Annotated in this window: 21 protein-coding genes; 5 read left to right on the top strand and 16 right to left on the bottom strand. The window is 66.0% G+C overall.

Features of this window, described 5'->3' with window-relative positions; genetic code table 11:
• Positions 1-157: 157 nt before the first annotated feature.
• A complete protein-coding gene (locus AC56KW_RS00435) occupies positions 158-1,072 on the top strand; it encodes a hypothetical protein (protein WP_497168765.1) in 915 nt (304 codons plus the stop codon).
• Positions 1,073-1,149: 77 nt separating this feature from the next.
• Positions 1,150-2,250 (top strand): GAF domain-containing protein, encoded by a 1,101-nt coding sequence (locus AC56KW_RS00430; RefSeq protein WP_497168764.1) that lies wholly within the window; start codon positions 1,150-1,152, stop codon positions 2,248-2,250.
• Here AC56KW_RS00430 and AC56KW_RS00425 read toward each other — a convergent pair.
• From AC56KW_RS00425 to AC56KW_RS00405, 5 genes are all read right to left on the bottom strand, one after another.
• Positions 2,241-3,587, bottom strand: coding sequence for an ImcF-related family protein (locus AC56KW_RS00425; RefSeq protein WP_497168763.1), 1,347 nt, complete (start codon positions 3,585-3,587; stop codon positions 2,241-2,243). The two genes, AC56KW_RS00430 and AC56KW_RS00425, sit on opposite strands and share 10 nt — an antisense overlap.
• 20 nt (positions 3,588-3,607) lie before the next feature.
• Positions 3,608-3,832: a hypothetical protein gene (locus AC56KW_RS00420; protein ID WP_497168762.1), complete on the bottom strand. Its 225-nt coding sequence runs from the start codon at positions 3,830-3,832 to the stop codon at positions 3,608-3,610.
• Positions 3,829-4,296, bottom strand: a complete 468-nt coding sequence (locus tag AC56KW_RS00415) for a type VI secretion system contractile sheath small subunit (protein WP_497168761.1) — start codon at positions 4,294-4,296, stop codon at positions 3,829-3,831. The genes AC56KW_RS00420 and AC56KW_RS00415 overlap by 4 nt, the downstream gene beginning before the upstream one ends.
• Positions 4,297-4,493: 197 nt before the next feature.
• Positions 4,494-5,237 carry an anti-sigma factor gene (locus AC56KW_RS00410; RefSeq protein WP_497168760.1) on the bottom strand — a complete coding sequence of 248 codons (744 nt, stop codon included), beginning with the start codon at positions 5,235-5,237 and terminating at the stop codon, positions 4,494-4,496.
• On the bottom strand, positions 5,234-5,839 hold the full coding sequence (locus AC56KW_RS00405; RefSeq protein WP_497168759.1) for an RNA polymerase sigma factor: 606 nt from the start codon (positions 5,837-5,839) through the stop codon (positions 5,234-5,236). The genes AC56KW_RS00410 and AC56KW_RS00405 overlap by 4 nt, the downstream gene beginning before the upstream one ends.
• A 255-nt stretch (positions 5,840-6,094) precedes the next feature.
• Between AC56KW_RS00405 and AC56KW_RS00400 the strand changes: the two genes are divergently transcribed.
• Positions 6,095-6,838 carry an RNA polymerase sigma factor gene (locus AC56KW_RS00400; protein WP_497168758.1) on the top strand — a complete coding sequence of 248 codons (744 nt, stop codon included), beginning with the start codon at positions 6,095-6,097 and terminating at the stop codon, positions 6,836-6,838.
• On the opposite strand, the gene AC56KW_RS00395 is transcribed toward AC56KW_RS00400, so the two are convergent.
• From AC56KW_RS00395 to AC56KW_RS00385, 3 genes are all read right to left on the bottom strand, one after another.
• Positions 6,792-7,766, bottom strand: a complete 975-nt coding sequence (locus tag AC56KW_RS00395; RefSeq protein ID WP_497168757.1) for a LysR family transcriptional regulator — start codon at positions 7,764-7,766, stop codon at positions 6,792-6,794. The genes AC56KW_RS00400 and AC56KW_RS00395 overlap by 47 nt on opposite strands.
• 68 nt (positions 7,767-7,834) lie before the next feature.
• The gene (locus tag AC56KW_RS00390) at positions 7,835-8,614 is read right to left on the bottom strand and encodes an SDR family oxidoreductase (RefSeq protein ID WP_497168756.1); all 780 of its coding nucleotides are present in this window, start codon (positions 8,612-8,614) and stop codon (positions 7,835-7,837) included.
• Positions 8,611-8,937, bottom strand: a complete 327-nt coding sequence (locus AC56KW_RS00385) for a nuclear transport factor 2 family protein (RefSeq protein WP_497168755.1) — start codon at positions 8,935-8,937, stop codon at positions 8,611-8,613. Before AC56KW_RS00385 ends, AC56KW_RS00390 begins: the two co-directional genes overlap by 4 nt.
• Positions 8,938-9,042: 105 nt before the next feature.
• On the opposite strand from AC56KW_RS00385, the gene AC56KW_RS00380 reads away from it, so the two are divergent.
• Positions 9,043-9,990: a LysR family transcriptional regulator gene (locus AC56KW_RS00380; RefSeq protein WP_497168754.1), complete on the top strand. Its 948-nt coding sequence runs from the start codon at positions 9,043-9,045 to the stop codon at positions 9,988-9,990.
• Between the two features lie 10 nt (positions 9,991-10,000).
• On the opposite strand, the gene AC56KW_RS00375 is transcribed toward AC56KW_RS00380, so the two are convergent.
• Entirely contained in the window at positions 10,001-10,789 is a 789-nt protein-coding gene (locus AC56KW_RS00375; protein WP_497168753.1) for an alpha/beta fold hydrolase, read from the bottom strand.
• Positions 10,790-10,977: 188 nt separating this feature from the next.
• On the bottom strand, positions 10,978-12,075 hold the full coding sequence (locus AC56KW_RS00370) for an NAD(P)/FAD-dependent oxidoreductase (RefSeq protein WP_497168752.1): 1,098 nt from the start codon (positions 12,073-12,075) through the stop codon (positions 10,978-10,980).
• A gap of 287 nt (positions 12,076-12,362) precedes the next feature.
• Here AC56KW_RS00370 and fliD point away from each other — a divergent pair, with 287 nt between their 5' ends.
• Complete coding sequence (gene fliD, locus AC56KW_RS00365) at positions 12,363-13,691, top strand: flagellar filament capping protein FliD (RefSeq protein WP_497168751.1); 1,329 nt, start codon at positions 12,363-12,365, stop codon at positions 13,689-13,691.
• A 625-nt stretch (positions 13,692-14,316) separates the two neighbouring features.
• On the opposite strand, the gene typA is transcribed toward fliD, so the two are convergent.
• The 6 genes from typA to rimP all read right to left on the bottom strand — a co-directional run bounded on the left by typA (position 14,317) and on the right by rimP (position 22,884).
• On the bottom strand, positions 14,317-16,152 hold the full coding sequence (gene typA, locus AC56KW_RS00360; protein WP_497168750.1) for a translational GTPase TypA: 1,836 nt from the start codon (positions 16,150-16,152) through the stop codon (positions 14,317-14,319).
• A gap of 236 nt (positions 16,153-16,388) precedes the next feature.
• The gene (truB, locus tag AC56KW_RS00355; protein WP_497168749.1) at positions 16,389-17,315 is read right to left on the bottom strand and encodes a tRNA pseudouridine(55) synthase TruB; all 927 of its coding nucleotides are present in this window, start codon (positions 17,313-17,315) and stop codon (positions 16,389-16,391) included.
• Positions 17,312-17,749: a 30S ribosome-binding factor RbfA gene (rbfA, locus tag AC56KW_RS00350; RefSeq protein ID WP_497168748.1), complete on the bottom strand. Its 438-nt coding sequence runs from the start codon at positions 17,747-17,749 to the stop codon at positions 17,312-17,314. The genes truB and rbfA overlap by 4 nt, the downstream gene beginning before the upstream one ends.
• Before the next feature lie 214 nt (positions 17,750-17,963).
• Complete coding sequence (infB, locus tag AC56KW_RS00345) at positions 17,964-20,789, bottom strand: translation initiation factor IF-2 (protein WP_497168747.1); 2,826 nt, start codon at positions 20,787-20,789, stop codon at positions 17,964-17,966.
• A 44-nt stretch (positions 20,790-20,833) separates the two neighbouring features.
• Positions 20,834-22,399, bottom strand: coding sequence for a transcription termination factor NusA (nusA, locus tag AC56KW_RS00340; RefSeq protein WP_497168746.1), 1,566 nt, complete (start codon positions 22,397-22,399; stop codon positions 20,834-20,836).
• Positions 22,396-22,884 carry a ribosome maturation factor RimP gene (gene rimP / locus AC56KW_RS00335; RefSeq protein ID WP_497168745.1) on the bottom strand — a complete coding sequence of 163 codons (489 nt, stop codon included), beginning with the start codon at positions 22,882-22,884 and terminating at the stop codon, positions 22,396-22,398. The genes nusA and rimP overlap by 4 nt, the downstream gene beginning before the upstream one ends.
• Positions 22,885-23,088 lie beyond the last annotated feature (204 nt).

Genomic DNA, 23,088 nt, shown 5'->3' with positions numbered 1-23,088 from the left:
TTTCTGCCGGCGTCAATGCCGGCGGTCAAAGGAATTACGCACGCCGGCGGCGAATGGACGCGGCACGCATCCATCGGCATGCCCGGGGCGTAAGTAGGCTGGTTATTCCATCCAGGCGCCTCCGGGACGAAAAAGGCAGACCATGCACAGACAGTTATTGGCACGTACCATCTGCGCCGCCCTGGCCATGTCCTGGGTCGTGCTTCCCGCAGCGCACAGCGCCCCTCCTGGCGCAGCGCTCATCAGCCGGATCGCGACGCCCGGCCCGGATGTCGTCGGTCACTTCAAAGCAGCCGGCATGCGCGCGGTCCGTCCCTACGTCCTGACACCGGCGGAGCTGGCGCAAGTGGAAACGGCGCTGGCCAGGCTGCCGGCGCTGTACCGGCGGGTACTGGAGGCCAATCTGCGCCACCTGGGTTTCGTCGCTGGCGTTCCCGGGCAAGGCACGGCGCTGACCTCGAAAGTCGGCGATACCATGCAGTTCGACATCACCGTGCGCGCCAGCGCGCTGCACGAGTCGCTGGCGCAGTTCCTGACCACCAAGGAGCGGCGCCTGTTCGAAGACGACGGCTCCGGCCACACGGTAAGCTTCGAGGCGGACGGCGCCGACGCCCTGACCTTCCTGCTGCTGCACGAGGCAACCCATATCGTCGACATGGCGCAGGAGCTCACCGGCCAACCGGACAACGTGTTCGGCAGCGGGATATGGGAGGCCCCGCAGGACGGCGGCCGCGCGCCCTTGGCGCCGCACCTGGCCGCGTCGCCGGTCGCCGCCTCGCGCTTTCGCGGCGCCGGGCTCATTCCGGCCAGCCGTGCACGCATCCACTATGATGCACTCGCGACCTCCCCCTTCGTCAGCTTCTACGCCAGCGCCGCCCCGCAAGAAGACCTGGCCGAGCTGATGGCCTGGCACGTGGTCACCCGGCACCACGGCCACCAGATAGCGATCAGCGTGCGCGATGCCGACGGCGTGCTGCTCGAGCGTTACGAACCGATGCGCTTCCCCCGCGTCCGGGCGCGCCTGCCGCAGCTCGACAAGCTGCTCGACACCGGCCACGAGGCCCCTCCCTGATGGCGCGTCGTCCCGGCTTGCCGGTCAAAGCGGCGCGCCCGCCACGCGTCATCCTCACATCCGATATAGTTCCAGTAATGAACAGCCCCAGCTCGAGCCCGATCCTCACCACGCCGCAGGCAGCGAAAATACTCGGCGTCTCTTCCCGCACGGCCCAGCTCTGGATCGAGAGCGGCGTCATTCCTTCCTGGAAGACGCCCGGAGGGCATCGCCGCATGTTCGAATCCGACGTACTCGCGGCGCTGGCCGCCAACGACGTGGCGCGGCCAGCCAGCCGCCGGGTGCTGGTGCTGGCGCCCGAGCCCGACCATGGCGACTGGGAGCGCGCCCTGGCCGCGCTGGACGTAGCCGAAGTCGTCTGCACCGACAATCCGGTCGCCGCCGCCGTCGCGCTGGGGGCGAACGTGCCCGACGTGTTCGCGCTCCAGGTCAACCAGCTCGGCGACCTGCGTCCCGATTTCCTGTCCACCCTGCACCAGATGCCGGTGCTGAACCGGCTGCAGATCGTGATCGCCGGCCGCCTGCCGGCCAGCACCATCGCCTCGATCGTCGGCCCGGCGCTGCGCTACAAGCACATCCTGCTCGATGGCGCGCCCGAGCAGCTCACGCGCGCACTGGTGCGCCACACGGCGCTACTGCCGCTGGCCCTGCGGCCCCTGCCGCCGGCCCTGCTGGCGGCCCCGTTCCCGGTCGGCGCCGACGAAGGCCGGCGCCTGCTGGCGGTCGAGCGCGCCGCCATCCTGGACAGCGCGCCGGAAGCGGCACTGGACAATATCGTGGAGCTGGCCGCCCTGAGCCTGGACGCGCCGGTCGCCCTGATCACGGTGCTCAGCGAAGACCGCCAATGGTTCAAGGCCCGGGTCGGCCTGGACATGCGCGAGTCGCCGCGCAGCTGGGCGTTCTGCAACTACACGCTCATGGGCTCCGGCGTCTGCCAGTTGTCCGATCTCGACCGCGACCCGCGCTTCGCCGACAACCCGGCGGTCGCGGGCGCGCCGCATTTTCGCTACTACGCCGGAGCGCCGGTCGTCGACGACCAGGGTTACGCGCTCGGCTCCCTGTGCGTGATCGATACCCAGGCGCGCGCGCTCGACCCGGTCCAGGCGCAGATCCTGACCCGGCTGGCCGGGCAGGCATCGGCCGAGATCGCGCGGCGCATCCGCAGGCGTCAGCGCTGATCGCAGCCCGGCCGCGCGCGCTGTTGCGCTTCCTGCGACAAGCCCGGCCACTCGGACGGGCGGCACGCCGGGTTCGCCACGAACCGGTGCAGCGCGGCGAAATGCTGGTCGACCGGGTGCGCCGGGGCCAGCTGCGGCTGGCGCCGCACAAGGCCGGGCTGATCCTGCAACAGCCTGCCCATGCCCGGCGCCAGGGCGTCGACCCTGGCCGCGCCCAGCCTCGTCTCGCGTGCCGCCCGGGTCAGCAGGACACGCACATGTGCCGGCGGCGCCCTGTGCAAGTCGCCCAGGAAGGCATCCCAGGCGCGGATGTAGTCGGCAAAATACAGTTGCATCACGGCCATGCGGGCCGGCACCACCGTCCCGGGGCCGCTGGCGGCTTCCCGGCGCGCCAGCACCCGGTCGTCGCGCGCGAGATCGGCCGTCGCCCGCCAGCTCAGCTGGGCCAAGCGGCGATAGCCGGCCACGCTGTACAGGCCGTCCACGCCATGTGCCGGCGGCTCCGCGGAGATCCCGGCAGAGTCCTGCGCCACCATGTGTTTCGCCAGGCTGTAGGCGCGTGCGGACAGCGGCATGCCAGCCAGCGCCTGGCGCGCCCGGGCCACCAGCGCCGCATCCAGCGGCGCCGCCCCGGCGTCGACACGCGCGCGCTGGCCCAACATCAGATAGGCACGCAAGGTGTCGTACAGCAGCACCTGGCCTTTGGCATCGCTCCGGCGCAGCACCTCCTCCACGCGCGCCTCGATGCGCGTTTCGAGCGTGCTGCGCAGCTGGCGCCGGTATGCCGCTTGGGCGGCCACCGCCGCATCGGCCTCCTGGACCCGGCGTGCCTTGCGCTCGAGCAGTGTGGCGCAGGTCAGCTGGAGCAGCAGCAGGAACACCGCGGCGTACACCACCATCATCCACGGCGGCCAGACCAGCATGGGCGGCGGTGGCCGCTCGCGGCAGTCCTGCAGGCGCAGGATCGGCCCCGGGCCGGTGCGCGATGCCAGAAACGATCGGGCCATGGGCGTCGCAGCCAACGCCGCCGGCGGGAAGCAGCATGCGCTCGCCCTGGCGCCATAGCCGCTCCAGTCCGTGCTGAAGCGGCCGGACAGCTGCGCGTCGTCGAAGTGGTTGCCGGAGGTTTCCGAGCGTATCTCGAACACGCCGGCATCGGTCTCGCCCAGGTTTAGGCCAAGAAGGCGCCGGCGCCGGCGCGCCTGCTGGTCGGGCATGTGCGGCAGGACGAAGTCATGGCTGCGCCCCGTCGCTGGCGGATGCATGCCGCCATGGCGCAGGTGGCGCCTGCGCGTGAAGCGGGTCGGGTGATCCAGGAAATCGTGCAAGTGATCCATTGGGGCTGTCCCGCCTGCCCTCAGCCCAGGTGCGCGGCGGCTGCGCACAGGTCCAGGACACGTTTGGCCAGCGCCCGGGCCTGGTCCTGCTGGCGCGCCAGTTCGCGCGCGGCGTGGCCTTCGCGCTCGCCGGGGTCGATGCCGCTCGCGTGCTGGCGCTCGATGATCGCGAGCTCCGCTTCCAGGATCGCGATGCGGCGCCGGCAAGCGTCGATCCCGGCCGGCATGGGGTGCGGGCCGCTCATTCTTTTGGCCGCTGGCCGTCACCGACGGCCGGCACGTCGGCATCGCGCGGCGCGGGCGATGCGGCCGGCGCCGGCGCCGCGGCCGGTGTGGGCATCGGCATCGGTGTGGGCATCAACATCGCCGTGGCCATCGGCGGCGGCTCGCCCATCATCCACGCCATGAATTCTTCGGCGAGGGTGTCGTCATCGCCAGGGCTCAGCATGTCGACCAGCCGGGTGCCTTTCTCGCACCTGGCGCGCAGCGCATCGATCTTGCGTGCGATCGCGTCGGGCGTGAAGTCGTCCAGGCTGTCGAAGGTCAATTCGAGCGCGACATAGTCCTGGCCGACGACGGTGAACGGTGCCGCCCGCGCCGCTGCGCTGTGCAGGTTAGCCGGATACGCAAAATCCGCTGTTCCGTCGCCGGCCCGCACGCGCGGGGCGCTGTCGTCGTCAAAGTAGTTCTGCCTGCTGCTCGTGGCCATGATAAGACTCCATGCAGGAGCGCCGCATGCCATCGGCGCCGCACTGCCTGCTGCGCGCATGATTGCCGGCATGGCCGCTCATGGCGCGTTGGTTGATCGGAACGAGGCGGGTGCTGTCGTCAACCTCCCGCGCTCGTTGTACAAGAAGACTTACGCAAGTCCGGCGCGCCCGGATGCGCGGCCGCCGAGGCGCCTGGTCACCAGAACCTGACGCATGGCCCGCTCACGATATACGCTCCGGTGGGGAGCATCGCCTGCGGGTCTTCCTCGAAGCTCACCGCCAGCCGCGATATCCCCTTGAACCGCTCCTCGGCCGACGCTCCGAGCGGGATCGGCGCCTTGTCGCCGAGCGACAGGTTCGCGATCGGCACCGGCGCGCCATGCGCGGGCAAGGCCCACAGACGCGCCACCCGGCCGGGCGGGACCGCGAGCGGCGCCAGCAGCCGGATCGTCATCGTCTCGCCATGCCGGTGCGAGCCCACGGTCAGCACGCTCTTGCCGCCCTCGTCGTGCAGGATGCCGACGTAGCTCGCGGGCAGCGACGCCGACATATGGTGCATGCCGAACATGTGCGCGTTGTGCGAGACGAAGGTGGTGGCGACCACGGCGCCGAGGGCGAAGCCGAACGCCGGCTTGAACCAGTGGCGCAACCGTTGCGCGAGTCGCTCCACGATCGACGGTGCCGGCTGGGCACGGGAGGCGCGAACGGCGCCGGGACCGATGCGCCCCGCGATCCGCGTCCACACGGAAGACGGCGGGGCCACGGCGGCGATGCTGCCGTACAGCGGCGCCAGCCGGTTGTGCCAGTCGGCCACCGCCCGCTGCGCCGCGCCCGAACCCGCGTGCAGGCGCGCGAAGCGCCGCCGTGCGCCCGCGCCCATCGTGCCCAGCACATAGGCGCCGGCCAGCTTGTCCAGCAATTCGGGCCGCTCGTAGTTCATGACGTCCTCCCGGCCGCGGGCGGCTGGCCCGCTTCGATGCAGCGCCGGAGTTTGTCGAGGCCGCGCCGTACCCAGGCCTTGGCCGTCCCCAGCGGCACCCGCAGGTGCTCGGCCAATTCCGAATGCGACAGGCCGTCGTAGAAAGCCAGCGCCAGCGACTGGCGCTGGGGCGGGTCCAGCTGCGCCACGCAGCGCCTGAGGACCAGCGCCTCGGTGGCGGCGCTGAACAACTCGTGCGGATCGGCGTGTTCGGCGGCGCGTTCCACCTGCCCTTCCCCGGCCGCATCCACCGAATCGGTGCTTTCCACTTCGCGCTTGAACTTGCGCAGGTGGTCGAGCGCCTTGTTGCGCACCACGCTGATCAGCCAGGTCATGGGCGCCGACAGCGTGGCTGCGTAGGTGCCGGCCTGTTGCCAGACATTGATATAGGCGTCCTGCAGGATGTCCTCGGCGGTGGCCGGCGTGCGCAGGTAGCGCAGCGCGACGCCGTACAGGTGAGCGCTGGTCAGATCGTAGAGTTCCTTGAACGCCTGCTGGTCGCGCAGCGCGACGCGTGCGAGCAGGTCGACCAGGCGCCGGTTTTCCGGTGTATGAGTGAGCATATGCGTATTGAGTGAAGAGTCGGTTGTCGTTCGCTTCCGGCTTCATGCCGGGTACGCGGGATGCGTCTAGCTACGTCGGAATCGCAAAGCTGGATGCGCCGCTTCACCCATGCGCGTGATTGCAAGTTTTCTTAACTGAATGAAATTACACTTGTGCTTTTTATTAGTTTATCCCTATCGAATAAGTAAACACGATAGGTTGGCATAAGGAGATACGATTGGCCGTAACTTTTGGTTTCCTGCACGATCCTGTCCATGAACCACGCACACGATCGACACAGTCACCTGGCGGGCCTGATCACCGCCGCAGCCGGCGGAGACCATACGGCATTCGGCGAATTGCACGCCCTGACCCACGACTACCTGTATCACACTGCACTGCGCCTGTTGCGCCGGCCCAGCCTGGCCGAAGACGTGCTGCAGGACGCCTACCTGAGCATCTGGCTGCACGCGGCATCGTTCCGTCCCGGTCAGGCCAGCCCGATGACCTGGCTGATCGCCATCGTCAGGAACCGCGCCTTCAGCATCCTGCGCAGCAACCGCAACGGCATCACTTCGCTGATGTCGGAAGAAGACCCGGCGCTGCTCGCGGAAGTAGCGCAAGGGGACGACATCGACTCTGGCACCCAGGTCTTCGACGTCCTGACGCGCATGCGCCTGACCCAGGCGATGGACAGGCTGGAGCCGGCCCAGCGCCAGAGCATCGCGCTGGCCTTCGGGCAGGAATTGACGCATGCGGAGATCGCGTGCCATCTCGGGGTCCCCCTGGGTACGGCGAAAAGCTGGCTGCGGCGCGGCATGGCGCGCCTGCGCGCCTGCCTGGAAGAGCCGGTGGAGGTGCAGCCGATCCAGATGGCGGCGACGCTCCGGCGCGGGGCCATCGACCTGCATCCGGCGTCGCGCCGGCGCGGCGCGAAGCCTTCGCCGGCGAGCAGGCGCCAGGGCGCCGACGTCAGACGTCCCGCTGGTCGGCCCAGACCCGCGGACTACCTTCCATGACCTCCTGCATCTGGGTTCGCAGCCACAGCAGTCCCGGATCGCCGTCGCTGCTCGGATGCCAGGCCATGCACAGCGTGTAGGTCAGGAAGGGGAAAGCCAGGTCGACCACCTCGACGCAGGGATGGTCGTAGGGGGCGATGAAGGCCGGCACGGTGCACACCAGGTCGCTCTGCGCGACGATCGCCGCGACCGCGCTGAAGTCGCGCACCGCCACCATCGTGTGGCGTGAATGACCCAGCCGGTACAGCTGTTCGTCCATGAAACCGTGCAGGCTGCTGTCGCGCGCCACGTTCACATGGTTGAGCTTGCAGTATTCGCTCAGCGTCACCGGGACATTACCGCGGGGGTGAGCCCTGCGCTGCACCATCACATAGGGCGTCGTCATCAGCTCGCGGCTCAACAGCCCGGACGGCAGCAGGCAGGCCGTGCTGAAGCACAGGTCGACGTCCCCTTTCTCGAGCCTGCTGGCCAGGTCGCTCCCGTCCGGCCCGTCCAGGGTCAGGCGCAAGCCCTTGTTCCCTACCGCCTGCATGCGTTGGGCCAGGCCCGGCAGGATCACCGAGGCACCCGTGTTATTGGCGACGATATTGAATGTGCGCACCGCGCTCTCGGGATCGAAGTCATCCGTCTCGAAACGTACTGCCGCATTCAGGCCCGCCAGCGCGGGCTGCAGCCGGCGGTGGAGCTTGAGCGCGAACGCCGACGGCGCCAGGCCGCGGCCGCTCTCGGCCGGCACCAGCAGCGGATCGTTGAACAGCTGGCGCAGGCGCGACAGTTGCGCCGAGAGGGCCGGCTGGCTCACGTGCAGGCGCGCCGCGGCGCGCGTGACATTGCACTCCTCGAGCAGTACGTTGAGCGAAAGCAGCAGAGGCAAGTCGGCGCCGCGCAGGGAAGGCGCGATGCGAGAGAGGTACAGTGGCTTATTCATGGCTTGATCTTTATGGAAATTTGCAGGAGGCCACCGCGCCTCCTGCAAACGTTTTCACATCCGCGACGTCATACGGTGGGGATGGTGCCGCCATCGATCACGAACTCGGCGCCGTGGACCGAGGCCGCGAGCGGCGACAATAAAAAGGCGACCAGTTCAGCGACTTCCTCCGGCTTGCCGGGCCGTCCGATCGGAATGCCGCCAAGTGAATCCATCAGCCGTGCACGGGCGGCCTCGATGGTGCCGCCGTCGTGCGCCGCCATGCGCTCGAGCAGCGCGTGGGCAGCCGTGGTTTCGATGAAGCCGGGCGCGACCGCGTTGACGCGGATGCCACGCGGCCCGAATTCGTTGGCCAGCGACTTGCTGTAGCTGGCCAGGGCGGCCTTTGCCGCGGCATAGGCGACGGTCGATTCGTAGAGCGGCAGGCGGCGCTGGATCGAGGTGATGTGCACGATGGCGCCGGCGCCCCGCTCCACCATCGCCGGCAGGAAGGCGCGGTCCACCCGCACCGCGCTCATCAGGTTGAGCTGGAGCGCCTCGTCCCACATGGCGTCGCTCAGCGCGAGCGCGCCGCCGCCCGGCGCCGTCGATCCGCCGACGTTATTGACCAGGAAGTCCAGCTGGCCGAACTCGGCATGGACGTTGTCGACCAGGCGCCGGGCGCCTTCGGCGCTGGCCAGGTCGGCTTCCAGGTAGCGCACCGACGGCACCGGATCGTGCGGTTTGTTGCGCGCCGGGGCGATCACGGTTGCGCCGCGCGAGGCCAGCGCGCGGACGATGGCTTCGCCCATGCCCTTGGTGCCGCCGGTGACCAGGGCCTGTTTGCCTTCGAAGGAATAGTGGCTCATGGCTTGATCTCCAGCGAGGCGATGGCGTCGCCGTTCAATGCGAAATGGAAGGCGAGCGTCGCCGGGCTGCCGGGGAAGTTGCCGCTCACCTCGGCGTGCACCGTGCAGCGGCCGTCGGTCTCGTCGATGCTGCGCGGGGCGATGGTAAAGCCGTACTGGACGGCGGTCTCGCTGGCCCAGGCGGCGATTTCTTCGCGGCCACGACGCAGCTTGCCTTCGTCGTGCACGGTAGCGGTGGTCAAAAAGGCGGCGGCCACGCGCTCGGGGTCCCGTGCGTTGGCAGCCTCGACATAATCTGCCACGGGCGTAGGGAGCTTGATCATTTGGTTTCTCCTTGAAAGTAGGTGCTTCCAGTGTAGAGTCCACCACCATGGCGAAAAAGACCCAAAGACGATATGCTCCATGAACCTGAAGTTCACAATCGAACCATGAGCTCGCTGGAACTGATCCAACTATTTCTTGCCGTCGCCGAGCATCGCAGCTTCACGCTGGCCGCCCGCCGCCTTGACGTCAGCCCGACGGCGGTGAGCAAGGGCGTGCGCGCGCTGGAAGCGCGGCATGGCGTGCCGCTGTTCACCCGTACTACCCGCAGCGTGGCGCTCACCGAAGCCGGCGCCAGCCTGTTTGCCATGCTCAGGCCCGCGGTAGACCAGATCCAGGATGCGTTCTCGGCACTCGAACAGTTCCAGGACCGCCCCGCCGGGCGCCTGCGCATCACCGCCCCACGCGCCTTCGGCTACCTGCTGGCGCGGGTGCTGGTGCCGCGCATGCGCGCCGCCTACCCCGACATCGGCTTCGACCTGTCGCTCGACGACGGCCTGGTCGACCTGGTGGCGGGCGGCTTCGACGCCGGCATCCGCCTCGGCCAGTCGTTGGCCCAGGACATGGTGGCCGTCCGCCTCAGCCGCCCCGTGGCGTGGTCGATCGTCGCGGCGCCGGAGTATTTCGCGCGCCATGGCGTACCGGCCGACCCGCGCGATCTGCTGCGGCATCGCACGATCCGCTACCGCTTCACTTCCTCCGGCATCCTGCCGCCGTGGACCTTCCGCGACGGCGCCGGCGACGACGCGAACCAGGGCGTGCACGAGGGCGAATACCAGCTCGAACCCGAGGCCGCCCTGTGCGTCAACGACACCCGGATGATTGCCGAACTGGCGCGCCAGGGGCTGGGCATCGCCTGCCTGCCGGATATCGAGATCGACGACGACCTGCGTCACGGCCGCCTGGCCCGGGTGCTCGCTGCCCATGTGCCGCCGACGCAGGGCTTGTACCTGTACTTCCCGATGCGCAGCCAGCACCAGCCCAAGATGCGGGCCTTGATCGACGAGGCATCGCGGCTGGCCGGCGAAGGCTTGCTCGACGTCTCGACCGCCTGAGCTGCGGCGCTCAGTTGGCGCCGGTCGCGGCCACTGCATCCAGGATCACCTTGGCGACCTCGGCCGGACGCGACTGCTGCGGCACGTGGCTGGCCTGCAGGTCGGTCGTCTTGGCGCCGATCCTGGCGGCCATCGCGCGCTGCAGGCCGGGGTCGATCATGCGGTCGCGGCCGCTGACGATGAACCAGGACGGCTTGCTTTTCCAGGCCGCGTGGCTCACCTTGTCGCTGAACGCCTTGGCCTGGATCGGCCCCTGGGTCGCGGTCATCAGGGCGGCCTGGGCGGCCGGCACGTCCTGGGCGAAGTCTTCGCGCATCGCCGCTTCCGGCAGGCTCAGGAAACCTTCCTTGTCTGCGACGAAACGCTTGCTGCCGGGGGCCGCCGGATAGCCCTCGCCGGTCTCGGCGGTGGACTTGCCGGCTTCGGGCGCGAACGCCGCTACGTACACCAGGCTGCCCACCTTGTCGTGCTGGCCGGCCTCGGTGATCACGGTGCCACCCCAGGAATGTCCGACCAGTACTACCTTGCCCGGCTGGGTATCGATCGCGCGCTTCGCCGCGGCGACGTCGTCAGCCAGCGAGGTCAGCGGATTCTGGACCGCGGTGACCTTCACGCCCTTGGCCTGGAGCAAGGGAATGACCCTGGCCCAGTCGGAGCCGTCGGCGAAGGCGCCGTGCACGATGACGACCGATGGCTTGGCGCTGCGGGTGGCGGCCGGATCAGCCGCGTGGGCGCTGGCGCCGATGGCGGCCAGGGCGGCCGCGATGACGAGGGAGCGAAGGTTGTGGCGGACGGTCATGCTGTTCTCCTGTGTGGTGTTGGGTAAGTGAAACCAGTATAAGAATTGCGCACCGACCCCGGTATCGGTCGATCGACCGATACGGACGACCACTTTCGTGTCTCCTCCACGTCTGCGCTATCAGGAAAAGAGAGCGCGCATTCGATATACGGGACATGGCCGGCATCGGATGCACGCCTGGATGACTTTCAGTCGAACACCGGCGACCGGACGCCAAGCAGCTTGTGGATCTTCGGCGACGTGGTCGTATACAGCATGTGCGTCTTGCGATCGGGGAAGACGTACGTCGCCGCTCCGAAGGCAGCCAGCGCCGCCTCGTGGAAGCCCGACAGGATCAGCTTTTTCTTGCCCGGATAGCTGTTGATGTCGCCTACCGCGAAGATGCCCGGCGCGCTGGTCTCGAAGGTCGCGGTATCACGCACCCGCAACTGGCGCATCTCCATGTCCAGTCCCCAATCGACGATCGGCCCCAGCATGGGCAGCAGGCCGAAGAAGGCCATCAGGGTGTCGACCGGCACGCGCCGGGTCACGCCATCGCCGCCCGCCACCTTGACTTCGGACAGCCGGCCGCCCTGCACGTCGAAACCGGTGACCTGGCCGGATATGGACTGCATCTCGTGCGCCTCGCACAGCGCCTTCATCTTCGCGATCGAGGCAGGGGCCGCGCGGAAGCTGTCGCGGCGGTGCACCAGCACGACCGAAGCGGCCTTGCCGACGAAGTCCAGCGCCCAGTCCAGCGCCGAATCGCCGCCCCCGCAGATCACCAGCTGGCGGCCGTGGAAACGCTCGGGGTGCTTGACCCGGTAGAACAGCTGGCTGCCTTCGAATCGCTCGATGCCGGCGACCTTCAGCTTGCGCGGCTGGAAGGCGCCGACGCCGGCCGCGATGATGACCGTCGTGGCGATGAAGCGCGTGTCGAGCGAGGTCGCGACGTCGTAGCGCCCGTCGGCGCGGCGCTGCAGTGTCGTCACCTCCTGCCCCAGGTGGAACACCGGCGCGAACGGCGCGCCCTGGCGCAGCAGGTTGTCGGTCAGTTCGCGCCCGGTCAGCACCGGCGCCGCCGGGATGTCGTAGATCGGCTTGTCGGGATACAGCTCCATGCACTGCCCGCCTGCCACGCCCAGCGAATCGATCACGTGGGCGCGGATGTCCAGCAGGCCCAGCTCGAAGACCTGGAACAGCCCCACCGGGCCGGCGCCGACGATCACGGCGTCGGCTTCGATGGCGCCGTCGCCGGCCTGGAATTCGGGACGCAGTGCGGCAGGTATGTCGTTTGCTTGGTTCATAGAGTGGTTCCTGGAGGGTTGGGAAGGATGTGCAGATGCGTGGCGAGCACCGACAGTCACCTTATAAACCCTCAAGTTCACTTGAGGTCAATCCCGACGGCGGGTACACGCCCTGCACGGCCGGCGCTGACGCTACTGGCTTCCTGGTCCGCCGCATGCCGCGTGCAGCCCATCGAGCAGTTCACGACCGATACAATCGATGACTGTTCAGCCCCGTATTTTCATGCGATAAAGCAAGGGCAGCAACCACCGGTTGCCCGCCATTCCCAACCAGGATTATCGACACCATGGTGACAACTTCGACCAGCGGACTGGCATCCCAGCCCGCCGCCAGGCAATACGGCGACATCCGGACCAACCTGGCGCAGTCGCTGCTGGCGCAAAACCCGGGGCTCAAGATCATCGAAGCCCAGGTCAAGCGCGACGATGCGCGCCTGTCCAGCATCGGCAAGACGGCGGTCGCGCTGGACGATTTCCGCACCGTCGTGGCCGGCCTCACCGGTGGCAAGCTCGACATTCTCGCGCATGCGAGCGGTAGCGCCCTTGCGGCCAGGCTAAGCGCCGTTTCGGCCACGCCCGGCAAGTACGCCGTCGAAGTCCAGCAACTGGCGCAAAGCCAGAAGTTGCAGACCAAGCCGGTGGCGGACCAGAAAGCGGCGCTGGGTAGTGGCGGAGCCAGCGTGATCGCTGTCGACACCGGATCTGGCGCCGATGCCAGGAGAACCATGGTGCGCATCAACCCCGGCGACAACACCCTCGAAGGCGTCGCCAAGGCCATGCGCGAGGCGGGCCTGGACGCGGCGGTCGCCAAGGATGGCAATGGCTATGCACTGCACTTGAACGGCAAGAACGGCGCCGCCAACGGCATGCGCATCAGCGTTGCCGGCGACCCGGTCCTGGAAGCGATGTTCTCTTACCAGCCGGGCAAGGAAGGCGGCATGCAGCAAGTCGTCGCCGCGCAGGATGCGCGCGTGGTGGTCGATGGCAAGCGCATCTCGTCGGCGACCAATTCGATCACCAACGCCATTCCCGGCTTGACCCTGGCCTTGAAGGAAACCGGCAAGAGCGAGGTCGAGGTACGCAGCGATCCGGCCGCGATCGCCGCCAATGTGAAGGATTTCGTCAAGGCCTTCAACGACCTGAACGTCAAGCTGGACAAGCTGGAAACGGGCGACGACCGTTCGGACACCGCCCTTCTGCGGATGAAAGCCCAGATCGGCAACATCGTCAGCGGTAGCAGCGCGCGCGACCTGGCCAGCTTCGGCATCACGCACAAGGATGGCGCGCTGGTGCTGGACGAAGACAAGCTCAAGGGGGCTATCGCGGCCGACCCGGTGCGCGCCAACACGGTATTCAGCGGCAAGGATGGCCTGGCCGAGCGCCTGGTGGCCCAGGTCGACCGCCAGATCGGCGCCAGCGGCGCGCTGGGTGTCGAGGCCGCGAGCGTGATGCGCGAGCGTGACCGCCTGCTCGAGCAGCGCAGCAAGGTCATCGATACCGTGACCCGCCAAGCCGGCCTCATGGCCCAGCAATACCAGCTGGCCGGGACCGGCGGCGGGCTGCTGTTCGGCGGCGGCGCGGGGCGGCCGATGTCCTTGTTCGATTACATGGCCTGATTCCACGCCGGTGAATGGGCTGGGAAGACAGGCAAAAAGGCGCTGTGCGCGTTAATTCGGTTCTTTCCGGCGGCAAGCTGCGCACTGGATGATTGCGGCCATCGCCGGCGCGAAGGGGAAGGTTCGCATAACCAAGCTGTCATGAAGGCTTGCTGCTTCGCCCCCGAACATGAAAGCGCCGGAAGGCGCAGAATGCCGGGCGGTGCACGGGACAGCAAACGTCGTTGCGCGAATGGGGGTCCGCCCCCGCAACTAACCAGACTACATCGAACTGGCGCGCGCCCCCGGCTGTTGTGCGATGCCCTCGTCGTAGCACGCACGGTGAAGAGGCCCAGGCCTTGGCTCGCTGAAGAGGGTCCAGGCCTTGGTTAGACCTGAGGATGCGCCAGTTCATCGCTGTCCGGTGCACTGCCTTGGTCTGGTCACGGGAGTGACATCATGGAAGGACTGAACCCTCTGTACCGGCGCGTTGCCGGCGTAAAGAACCACCTGACAGTGGTTGGGATGAGCTCGTGCCTCCGTTCTACAGCTTTCACCGTAACGCGAACAGCGCCGGCAAAAAAAAATCCCGCTGCACGCAGCGGGATTTTTCGTCCTGGGCAAGGAACTACCCGGAAGTGATTACTTACGCGCCTTCGCGGCTGGCCTTCTTGCGCTCGTGCTCTTTCAGGTAGCGCTTGCGCAGGCGGATCGATTTCGGGGTGATCTCGACCAGTTCGTCGTCTTCGATGAACTCGACGGCGTATTCCAGCGACATCTGGATCGGCGGCACCAGGCGCACCGCTTCGTCGGTACCCGACGAACGCACGTTGGTCAGCTGCTTGCCCTTGATCGGGTTGACGACCAGGTCGTTGTCGCGCGAGTGGATGCCGATGATCATGCCTTCGTACACCGGATCGTTGTGCGACACGAACATGCGGCCGCGGTCTTGCAGTTTCCAGATCGCGTAGGCGACGGCGGCGCCGTCATCCTGCGAGATCAGCACGCCGTTACGACGGCCAGCCATTTCGCCGCGGCTGTTGTCGACCGGTGCATATTCGTGGAACACGTGGCTCATCAGGCCGGTGCCGCGGGTCAGGGTCATGAATTCGCCCTGGAAACCGATCAGGCCACGGGCCGGAATCAGGTATTCGAGGCGCACACGGCCCTTGCCATCGGATTCCATGTTCTGCAGGTCGCCGCGACGACGGCCCAGTTCTTCCATCACGCCACCCTGGTTGACTTCTTCGACGTCGACCGACAGGTTCTCGAACGGCTCATGGCGGACGCCATCGACCATCTTGAAGACCACGCGCGGACGCGACACGGCCAGCTCGAAGCCTTCGCGACGCATGTTTTCGATCAGGATCGTCAGGTGCAGCTCGCCGCGACCCGAGACTTCGAAAATCGTGTCGTCGTCGGTCGGCGCCACGCGCAGGGCGACGTTGGCCTTCAGTTCGCGCTCGAGGCGATCACGCAGCTGGCGGCTGGTGACGAACTTGCCTTCGCGGCCCGCCAGCGGCGAGTTGTTGACCATGAAGTTCATGGTCAGCGTTGGCTCGTCGACGGTCAGCATCGGCAGCGCTTCCGGGGTATCCGGTGCGCACAGGGTCGAACCGATACCGATCTCGTCGATACCATTGATCAGGCAGATATCGCCGGCGACGGCTTCGTCGACCAGCACGCGCTCCAGGCCCTTGAAGTTCAGCACCTGGTTGATGCGGCCCTTGATCGGCGTGCCGTCAGGACCGTTCATCACGATCACGTCCTGGCCGGTCTTGACGGTGCCACGATTCACGCGGCCGATACCGATCTTGCCCACGTACGACGAGTAGTCGAGCGAGGTGATCTGCATCTGCAGCGGACCTTCCGGGTTGTCGTCACGCACCGGCACGTGTTGCAGGATGGCGTCGAACAGCGGCTTCATGTCGCCTTCGCGCACGCTCTCGTCCAGGCCGGCGTAGCCGTTCAGGCCCGACGCGTAGACGATCGGGAAGTCCAGCTGCTCGTCGTTCGCGCCCAGCTTGTCGAACAGTTCGAAGGTCTGGTTGATGGCCCAGTCGGCGCGTGCGCCCGGACGGTCGACCTTGTTGACGACGACGATCGGCTTCAGGCCCAGGGCCAGCGCCTTGCGGGTCACGAAGCGGGTCTGCGGCATCGGGCCTTCTTGCGCATCGACCAGCAGCAGCACCGAGTCGACCATCGACAGGACACGTTCCACTTCGCCGCCGAAGTCGGCGTGGCCGGGGGTGTCGACGATATTGATGTGGGTGCCTTCGTATTCGACCGCACAGTTCTTCGACAGGATCGTGATACCGCGCTCTTTCTCGAGGTCGTTCGAGTCCATCACGCGGGTATCCACCGCCTGGTTTTCACGGAAGGTCCCGGACTGGCGCAGCAGCTGGTCGACGAGCGTGGTCTTGCCGTGGTCAACGTGGGCAATGATTGCGATATTACGAATCGCGCGTTTGGTGTTTGACATGTTTTTTAGAAAGTAGCGTGGTGTACAGGATGTACTGGAACTGCGGGTCCGATACTACTGAATTCGGAAACCGACTAGTATAGCATGGGAAGACGCCTAGTCTGAATCTTGCGCGGCAAAGACGCGAATTTTCGGTGGCATTCCAACGCCTTGTCATTGCGGCAGCTTAGCCGCCGCGAATGACAGGCGCATGACATGGCCTCGGGCAAGCGCTCTGGCGAGCGCTTGGGCAACGATCAGGCTGCCGGCGCGGTCGAGATCAGGCGCTCCGGCGCCAAGATCGCATACTCGCCCAGCTGGCCGGTGCCGAGCAATCGGCCATCGTGGTAGATGCGCACCCTGCCCTGCTGTTCCGGCACGGCGACATCTTCCTTGCCGAGCGCCAGGCGCTGGCCCTGCAGGAAGCGCCCCGCCAGCTCGGCCGTGAGCGCGATCGACGGGAAGGTCGACAGCAGCGCATCGACCGGCCGCAGCAGCGACAAGGGGTCGGGATGGGCCAGCAATTCGTCGAGCGTGATCATGCCCGCCACGTCCAGCGCGCCGACCTCGATCCGGCGCAGCGCATTGAGGTGCGCGCCGCAGCCGAGCGCGGCGCCGATGTCCTCGCCCAGCACGCGTACATAGGTGCCCTTGCTGCAGGTGACGCGGATCTTCAGGAATGGCGCCTGGTAGTCGATCAGCGACAGCGCATGGATCGTGACCGGCCGCGCCTCGCGCTCCAGGGTGATGCCTTCGCGCGCATATTCATACAGGGCCTTGCCGTCGCGCTTGAGCGCCGAATACATGGGCGGCACTTGCTGGATCGGACCGCGAAAGCGCGCCAGCGCCGCCTCGATCTGCTCCATGGTGACGTCGACGGGCAGGGTTTCGATGGCTTCGCCCTCGGTGTCGCCGGTATTCGTCATGATGCCCAGGTGGACCGTGGCTTCATAGGTCTTGTCGGCTTCGAGCAAATCCTGCGAGAACTTGGTCGCCTCGCCAAAGCACAGCGGCAGCAAGCCCGTGGCGAACGGGTCGAGCGTGCCGGTATGGCCGGCCTTCTTGGCGTTGAGCACGCGCTTGGCCTTGATGAGCGCGTCGTTCGACGACAGGCCGACCGGCTTGTCGAGGAGCAGCACGCCGTCGACCAGGTCGCGCGGCTTTCGTGCTGGACGTCCGTTCACTCTTTGTCCACCGCGTCCGATGGCGCCCCGCCCTGTACCGCGGCCTGCGATTCGGGATCGTCCTTGGCGCGCGTGGCGTTGGCCTGGTCGATCAGGGCCGACATCTGCATGCCGCGCGCGGTCGAGGTGTCGTGCACGAAGTGCAGCGACGGCAGCGTATGGATGTGCAGGCGCTTGCCGAGCATATTGCGCAGGTAACCCGACGCCTTGTTCAGGCCTTCCAGGGTCTGGCGCACTTCTTCCGCGCTGTCCTTGAGCAGCGTGAAATAGATCTTGGCGTGGGCGTAGTCCGGGGTCAGCTGGACTTCGCTGATCGTGACCATGCCGACGCGTGGGTCCTTCAGTTCGAAGGCGATGAGTTCCGACAGATCTTTCTGGATCTGGTCGGCCACGCGCAGGCCGCGCTGTGGAATGCTTTTGCTGTGTTTAGCCATGATGGTTGCTGCTCGTTTGTTTTTGCTCGCTTCAACGTCGTTCCGCGAAGGCGGGAACCCAGGTTTCCGAGTTCAGTGGTGCTGCCCGAGGCAGTCGTCGAGCGCGCGAACCTGGGTCCCCGCCTTCGCGGGATGACGTGCTGAAAAAAGGGCCAGGCCCTCCGCGGCATTGCCGCGAAGCGTCCTGGCCCCCATGGTACGCCAACGGCGTGGCTTACAGCGTACGCGCCACTTCGGTCACTTCGAACACTTCCAGGACGTCGCCGACCTGGATTTCGTTGTTGCCCTTCAGCGACAGGCCGCACTCGAGACCGGCGCGCACTTCCTTCGCGTCGTCCTTGAAGCGCTTGAGCGAATCGATCTCGCCAGTCCAGATCACGATGTTGTTGCGCAGCAGGCGAACCGAGGAGGTACGCTTGACCACGCCATCGGTGACCAGGCAGCCCGCGATCGCGCCGACCTTCGACACCAGGATGACCTGGCGAATCTCGACCTGGCCGGTGATGGTCTCGCGCTTCTCCGGCGCCAGCATGCCCGACAGTGCGGTCTTGATCTCGTCGATTGCATCGTAAATGATGCTGTAGTAACGAATATCGATACCGTTCGCTTCGGCCAGCTTGCGCGCCTGGGCGTCCGCACGGGCATTGAAGCCGATGATGACTGCCTTCGACGCGGTCGCCAGGTTGACGTCCGATTCGGTGATGCCGCCGACCGCTGCGTGCACGATCTGCACCCGCACTTCGGACGTCGACAGCTTCTGCAGCGAACCGACCAGCGCTTCCTGCGAACCCTGGACGTCGGTCTTGACGATCAGCGGCAGGTTCTTCACCTCGCCCTCGGCCATCTGCTCGAACATGTTTTCCAGCTTCGCTGCCTGCTGCTTGGCCAGCTTCACGTCACGGAACTTACCTTGACGGAACAGGGCGATTTCACGCGCCTTGCGCTCGTCGGCCATGACCATGACTTCCTCGCCGGCGCTCGGCACTTCGGTCAGGCCCTGGATCTCGACCGGGATCGATGGACCGGCGGCGGCGATCGTCTTGCCGTTCTCGTCCAGCATTGCACGGACGCGGCCGAACGAGGAACCCGCCAGCACGACGTCGCCGCGCTTCAGGGTGCCCGACTGCACCAGGATCGTCGCGACCGGGCCGCGGCCCTTGTCCAGACGGGCTTCGACCACCAGGCCACGGGCCGGGGCTTCGGCCGGGGCCTTCAGCTCCAGCACTTCGGCCTGCAGCAGCACCTGCTCCAGCAGATCGTCGATACCGGTGCCGACCTTGGCCGACACTGGCACGAATGGCGAATCGCCACCGTATTCTTCAGGCACGACGCCTTCGGCGACCAGCTCTTGCGTCACGCGGTCGGCGTTGGCGCCCTGCTTGTCGATCTTGTTGATCGCGACGACCAGCGGCACACCGGCGGCTTTTGCGTGGGCAATCGCCTCCTTGGTTTGCGGCATCACGCCGTCGTCCGCCGCCACCACCAGGATGACGATGTCGGTTGCCTTGGCGCCACGGGCACGCATCGCGGTGAACGCTTCGTGACCCGGGGTATCCAGGAAGGTGATCATGCCGCGCGGGGTGTCCACGTGGTATGCACCGATGTGCTGGGTAATCCCGCCGGCTTCGCCCGAGGCGACCTTGGCGCGACGGATGTAGTCCAGCAGCGAGGTTTTACCATGGTCGACGTGACCCATGACGGTGACCACCGGTGCGCGCGAGCTCGACTCGTACTCGGTGTGCTCGCCCTGGTCCGCCAGCAGTGCCTCGGGATCGTCCTCGGCGGCGGCGAAGGCCTTGTGGCCCATCTCTTCCACCAGGATCATCGCAGTCTCTTGATCCAGCACCTGGTTGATGGTGCACATCTGGCCCAGCTTCATCAGCTGCTTGATGACCTCGGATGCCTTGACCGACATCTTGTGCGCCAGCTCGGCCACGGTGATGGTTTCAGGAACGTGGACGTCCTTCACGATCGCCTCGGTCGGCGCCTGGAAGTTCGATTCACGATCGTCGCCATGACCGCGACGGCCGCCACGGCCACCACTGCGCCAGCCATCACGGCCGCCGGCGGCAGGTGCGCCACGGGTTTTCAGACCCTGACCGCCACGCTTCTTGTCGTCCGACCAGGTCGACGACACATTGGCCGACTTGATCGATTTCTTGTCGCCCGGCTTCTTGGCGTCGTCTTTCTTGACTTCGCCCGGCTTCTTGTCGGCAGGCTTGTGCAGCGTGCCGGCCGGCGCTGCCGGTGCGGCAGGCTTGGCGACCGGTTCCGGCGCCTTGATGACGCGGCGCGGCTGGCTCATCATGAGCTTGATCTGTGCGACCTCGTCGGCCACGGCCTTGCGTGCGCGCTCGGTGGCGGCAGCGCGTTCGGCGGCTTCCTTGGCGGCGGCTTCCTTGGCGGCCTTGGCGTCGTCGGCGGCCTTCTTGGCGGCTTCGTCGGCGCCTGCAGCGTCCTTGCCGGCAGCGGCTTCCTTGGCGGCGGCAGCGGCGGCAGCCTTCTCGGCGGCGTCGCGCTTGGCCGTTTCGGCAGCTTCGCGCTTGGCCTGCTCTTCGGCAGCCGCGGCTTGCGCCTTTTCTTCGGCTTCCAGCTTGGCCAGGCGTTCCTGCTTCTCGCGCAGATCGGCCTCTTGACGGGCGATCAGCTCGGTCTGGCGGCGCGCGTCTTCCTCGCGGCGCGCCTGTTCCGCAGCGTCGATCACCGGCTCCTCAGGGGCCTTGGTCGTGACCAGGTCGTCGCGCTGCACGAAGGTGCGCTTCTTGCGGACTTCGACCTGGATGGTGCGCGATTTGCCCGACGAATCAGCCTGCTTGATTTCGCTGGTTTCCTTGCGTGTCACCGTGATTTTCTTCTTTTCGCCAGTGTCCGCTGCGCCGTGGGCACGGCGCAGGTGGTTCAGCAGCTTATCCTTATCATCTTTCGACAAGGGATCTGACGTCGAGCTTTTCTCGACGCCGGCCGAACGCAGCTGGGTCAGCAGCAGGTCTGCAGGCATCTTCAGCTCGGTGGCAAATTGGGCTACGTTGTTACTCGCCATTCAGTCCTCTTTTCTACGTGTCGCGACAGATGATAAAGAAATGCTCAAGCTTTGGCCGTTTCTACCAGGCTCCAGGCTTTCGCCTGCAGTGCTTTCGCCCGGTCGTCGTACTTGCCATCGACCAGTTTCATCTCGTCGTCGGTCACATCATTAAATTCACTCTTGATCAGGTCGCGTGCACGGTCCGACGACAACGCCAGGATGGCGCCAAATTCGTCATAGGCCAGTGCCGCGAATGCTTCGACCGTCTTGATGCCAGCCAGGCCAAGCTTGCCGGCAACGGTACGGTCCATGCCTTCCAGATTGACCAGAGCTTCTTCCATGCCTTCGAGACCTTCCTCGGAAGCGATCGCCTCAGTCACCAGCGCGTCACGGGCGCGGGTGCGCAGTTCGTTGACGGTGTCTTCGTCGAACGATTCAATTTCCAGCATCTCGGAAATTGGCACGTATGCGATTTCTTCCAGGCTCGAGAAGCCTTCTTCAACCAGGATATCGGCCACTTCCTGGTCGACGTCCAGTTTTTCCATGAACAGCGCGCGGATCGCGGCCGATTCTTGTTCCACCTTGTTCGCCGATTCTTCGGCGGTCATGATATTGATCTTCCAGCCGGTCAGCTCGGACGCCAGGCGCACGTTCTGGCCCGAACGGCCGATCGCGATGGCCAGGTTTTCTTCGTCCACGACCACGTCCATCGCGTGCTTTTCTTCGTCAACCATGATCGACGAGACATTCGCAGGCGCCAGGGCGCCGATCACGAACTGGGCCGGATCGTCGGACCACAGCACGATGTCCACGCGCTCGCCACCGAGCTCGCCGGTGACGGCCTGCACACGCGAACCGCGCATGCCGACGCAGGTACCGATCGGGTCGATGCGCTTGTCGGCCGTGAACACGGCGATCTTGGCGCGCACGCCGGCGTCACGGGCCGCCGATTTGATCTGCAGCAGGCCTTGCTCGATCTCTGGCACTTCGAGTTCGAACAGCTTCATGATGAATTCTGGCGCGGTGCGCGACAGGATCACCTGCGGGCCACGCATATTGCGGTCCACGCGCAGGATGAAAGCACGCACGCGGTCGCCGATGCGCAGGTTTTCTTTCGGGATCATCTGGTCGCGCGGCAGGCGCGCCTCGATCTTGCCCGACTCGACGATCGCATCGCCGCGTTCCATGCGCTTGATGGTGCCGGTGACCAGCGAGTCGCCGCGCTCCAGGAAGTCTTGCAGGATCTGCTCGCGTTCGGCATCGCGCACGCGCTGCAGCACGACCTGCTTGGTGTCCTGGGCAAAACGACGGCCGAACTCGACCGATTCGATCGGCTCTTCGATGTATTCGTCGACTTCGATGTCAGGGATCTGTTCCTTGGCTTCGAAATGCAGGATCTCTTGATCAGGCAGTTGCAGGCCCGCTTCGTCAGGCACCACGTGCCAGCGGCGGAAAGTCTCGAACTCGCCGGTGTCGCGATCGATTGACACGCGAATGTCGACTTCGCCTTCATAGCGCTTCTTCGTGGCCTGTGCCAGCGCGAACTCGAGCGCACCGAAAACGACTTCCTTGTCGACGTTCTTTTCGCGCGCAAGCGCATCCACCAGCAATAAAATTTCGCGACTCATGCTTTGCGACTCCTAAAATCCACCTGCGGCACCAAACGTGCCTTGTCCAATTCGGCCAGCGTAAATTCCATCAACGCCGGGCCATCTTTACTGTCAAATTCCAAACCGACCTTGTCGTTCTCGACGCCGCGCAGGATACCGGTGAACGTCTTGCGGTTATCGCTGCCAGGCACCGCGACGCGCAGCTTGACCGTGCACTCATGGCCGGCGAAGCGCGCGAAATCGGCGAGGGTCCGCACCGGGCGATCAAGGCCTGGCGAAGAAATTTCCAATCGTTCGTAATCGACGTTTTCCACGGTCAGCACGTGCGACAGCTGGTGACTCACCTTGGCGCAGTCCTCGACCGTGATCGGGCCCTTTTCGTCCGCGTCGGCAGCCGGGAAATCGATGTATACACGCAGGATCCCGCGCTCGCCTCGCTCCACATCGACGAGGTCATAGCCGAGTCCACTGACTGTCGTGGCGATTAAGTCAAACTGCTGCACGGCACTTCTCCAGGGCTTTAAAACGATTTACCAAAAAAAAAATGGGCATCTGCCCATCTTTTTGTACTTACAACCCAACCAGATGAAAGCACTTACACCAGATTCACGCGTATCGCGGACTCGCTGACACTACGTTCGGGAAGGACTTCGATTAGGCTGCAAATTATACTGCTTTTCGACTGCTCTCGCAATCGCCTACCACAA

It is taken from the genome of Telluria sp. RT2P19 (assembly GCF_059685725.1).
This window is presented reverse-complemented; position numbering and strand designations above follow the sequence as displayed.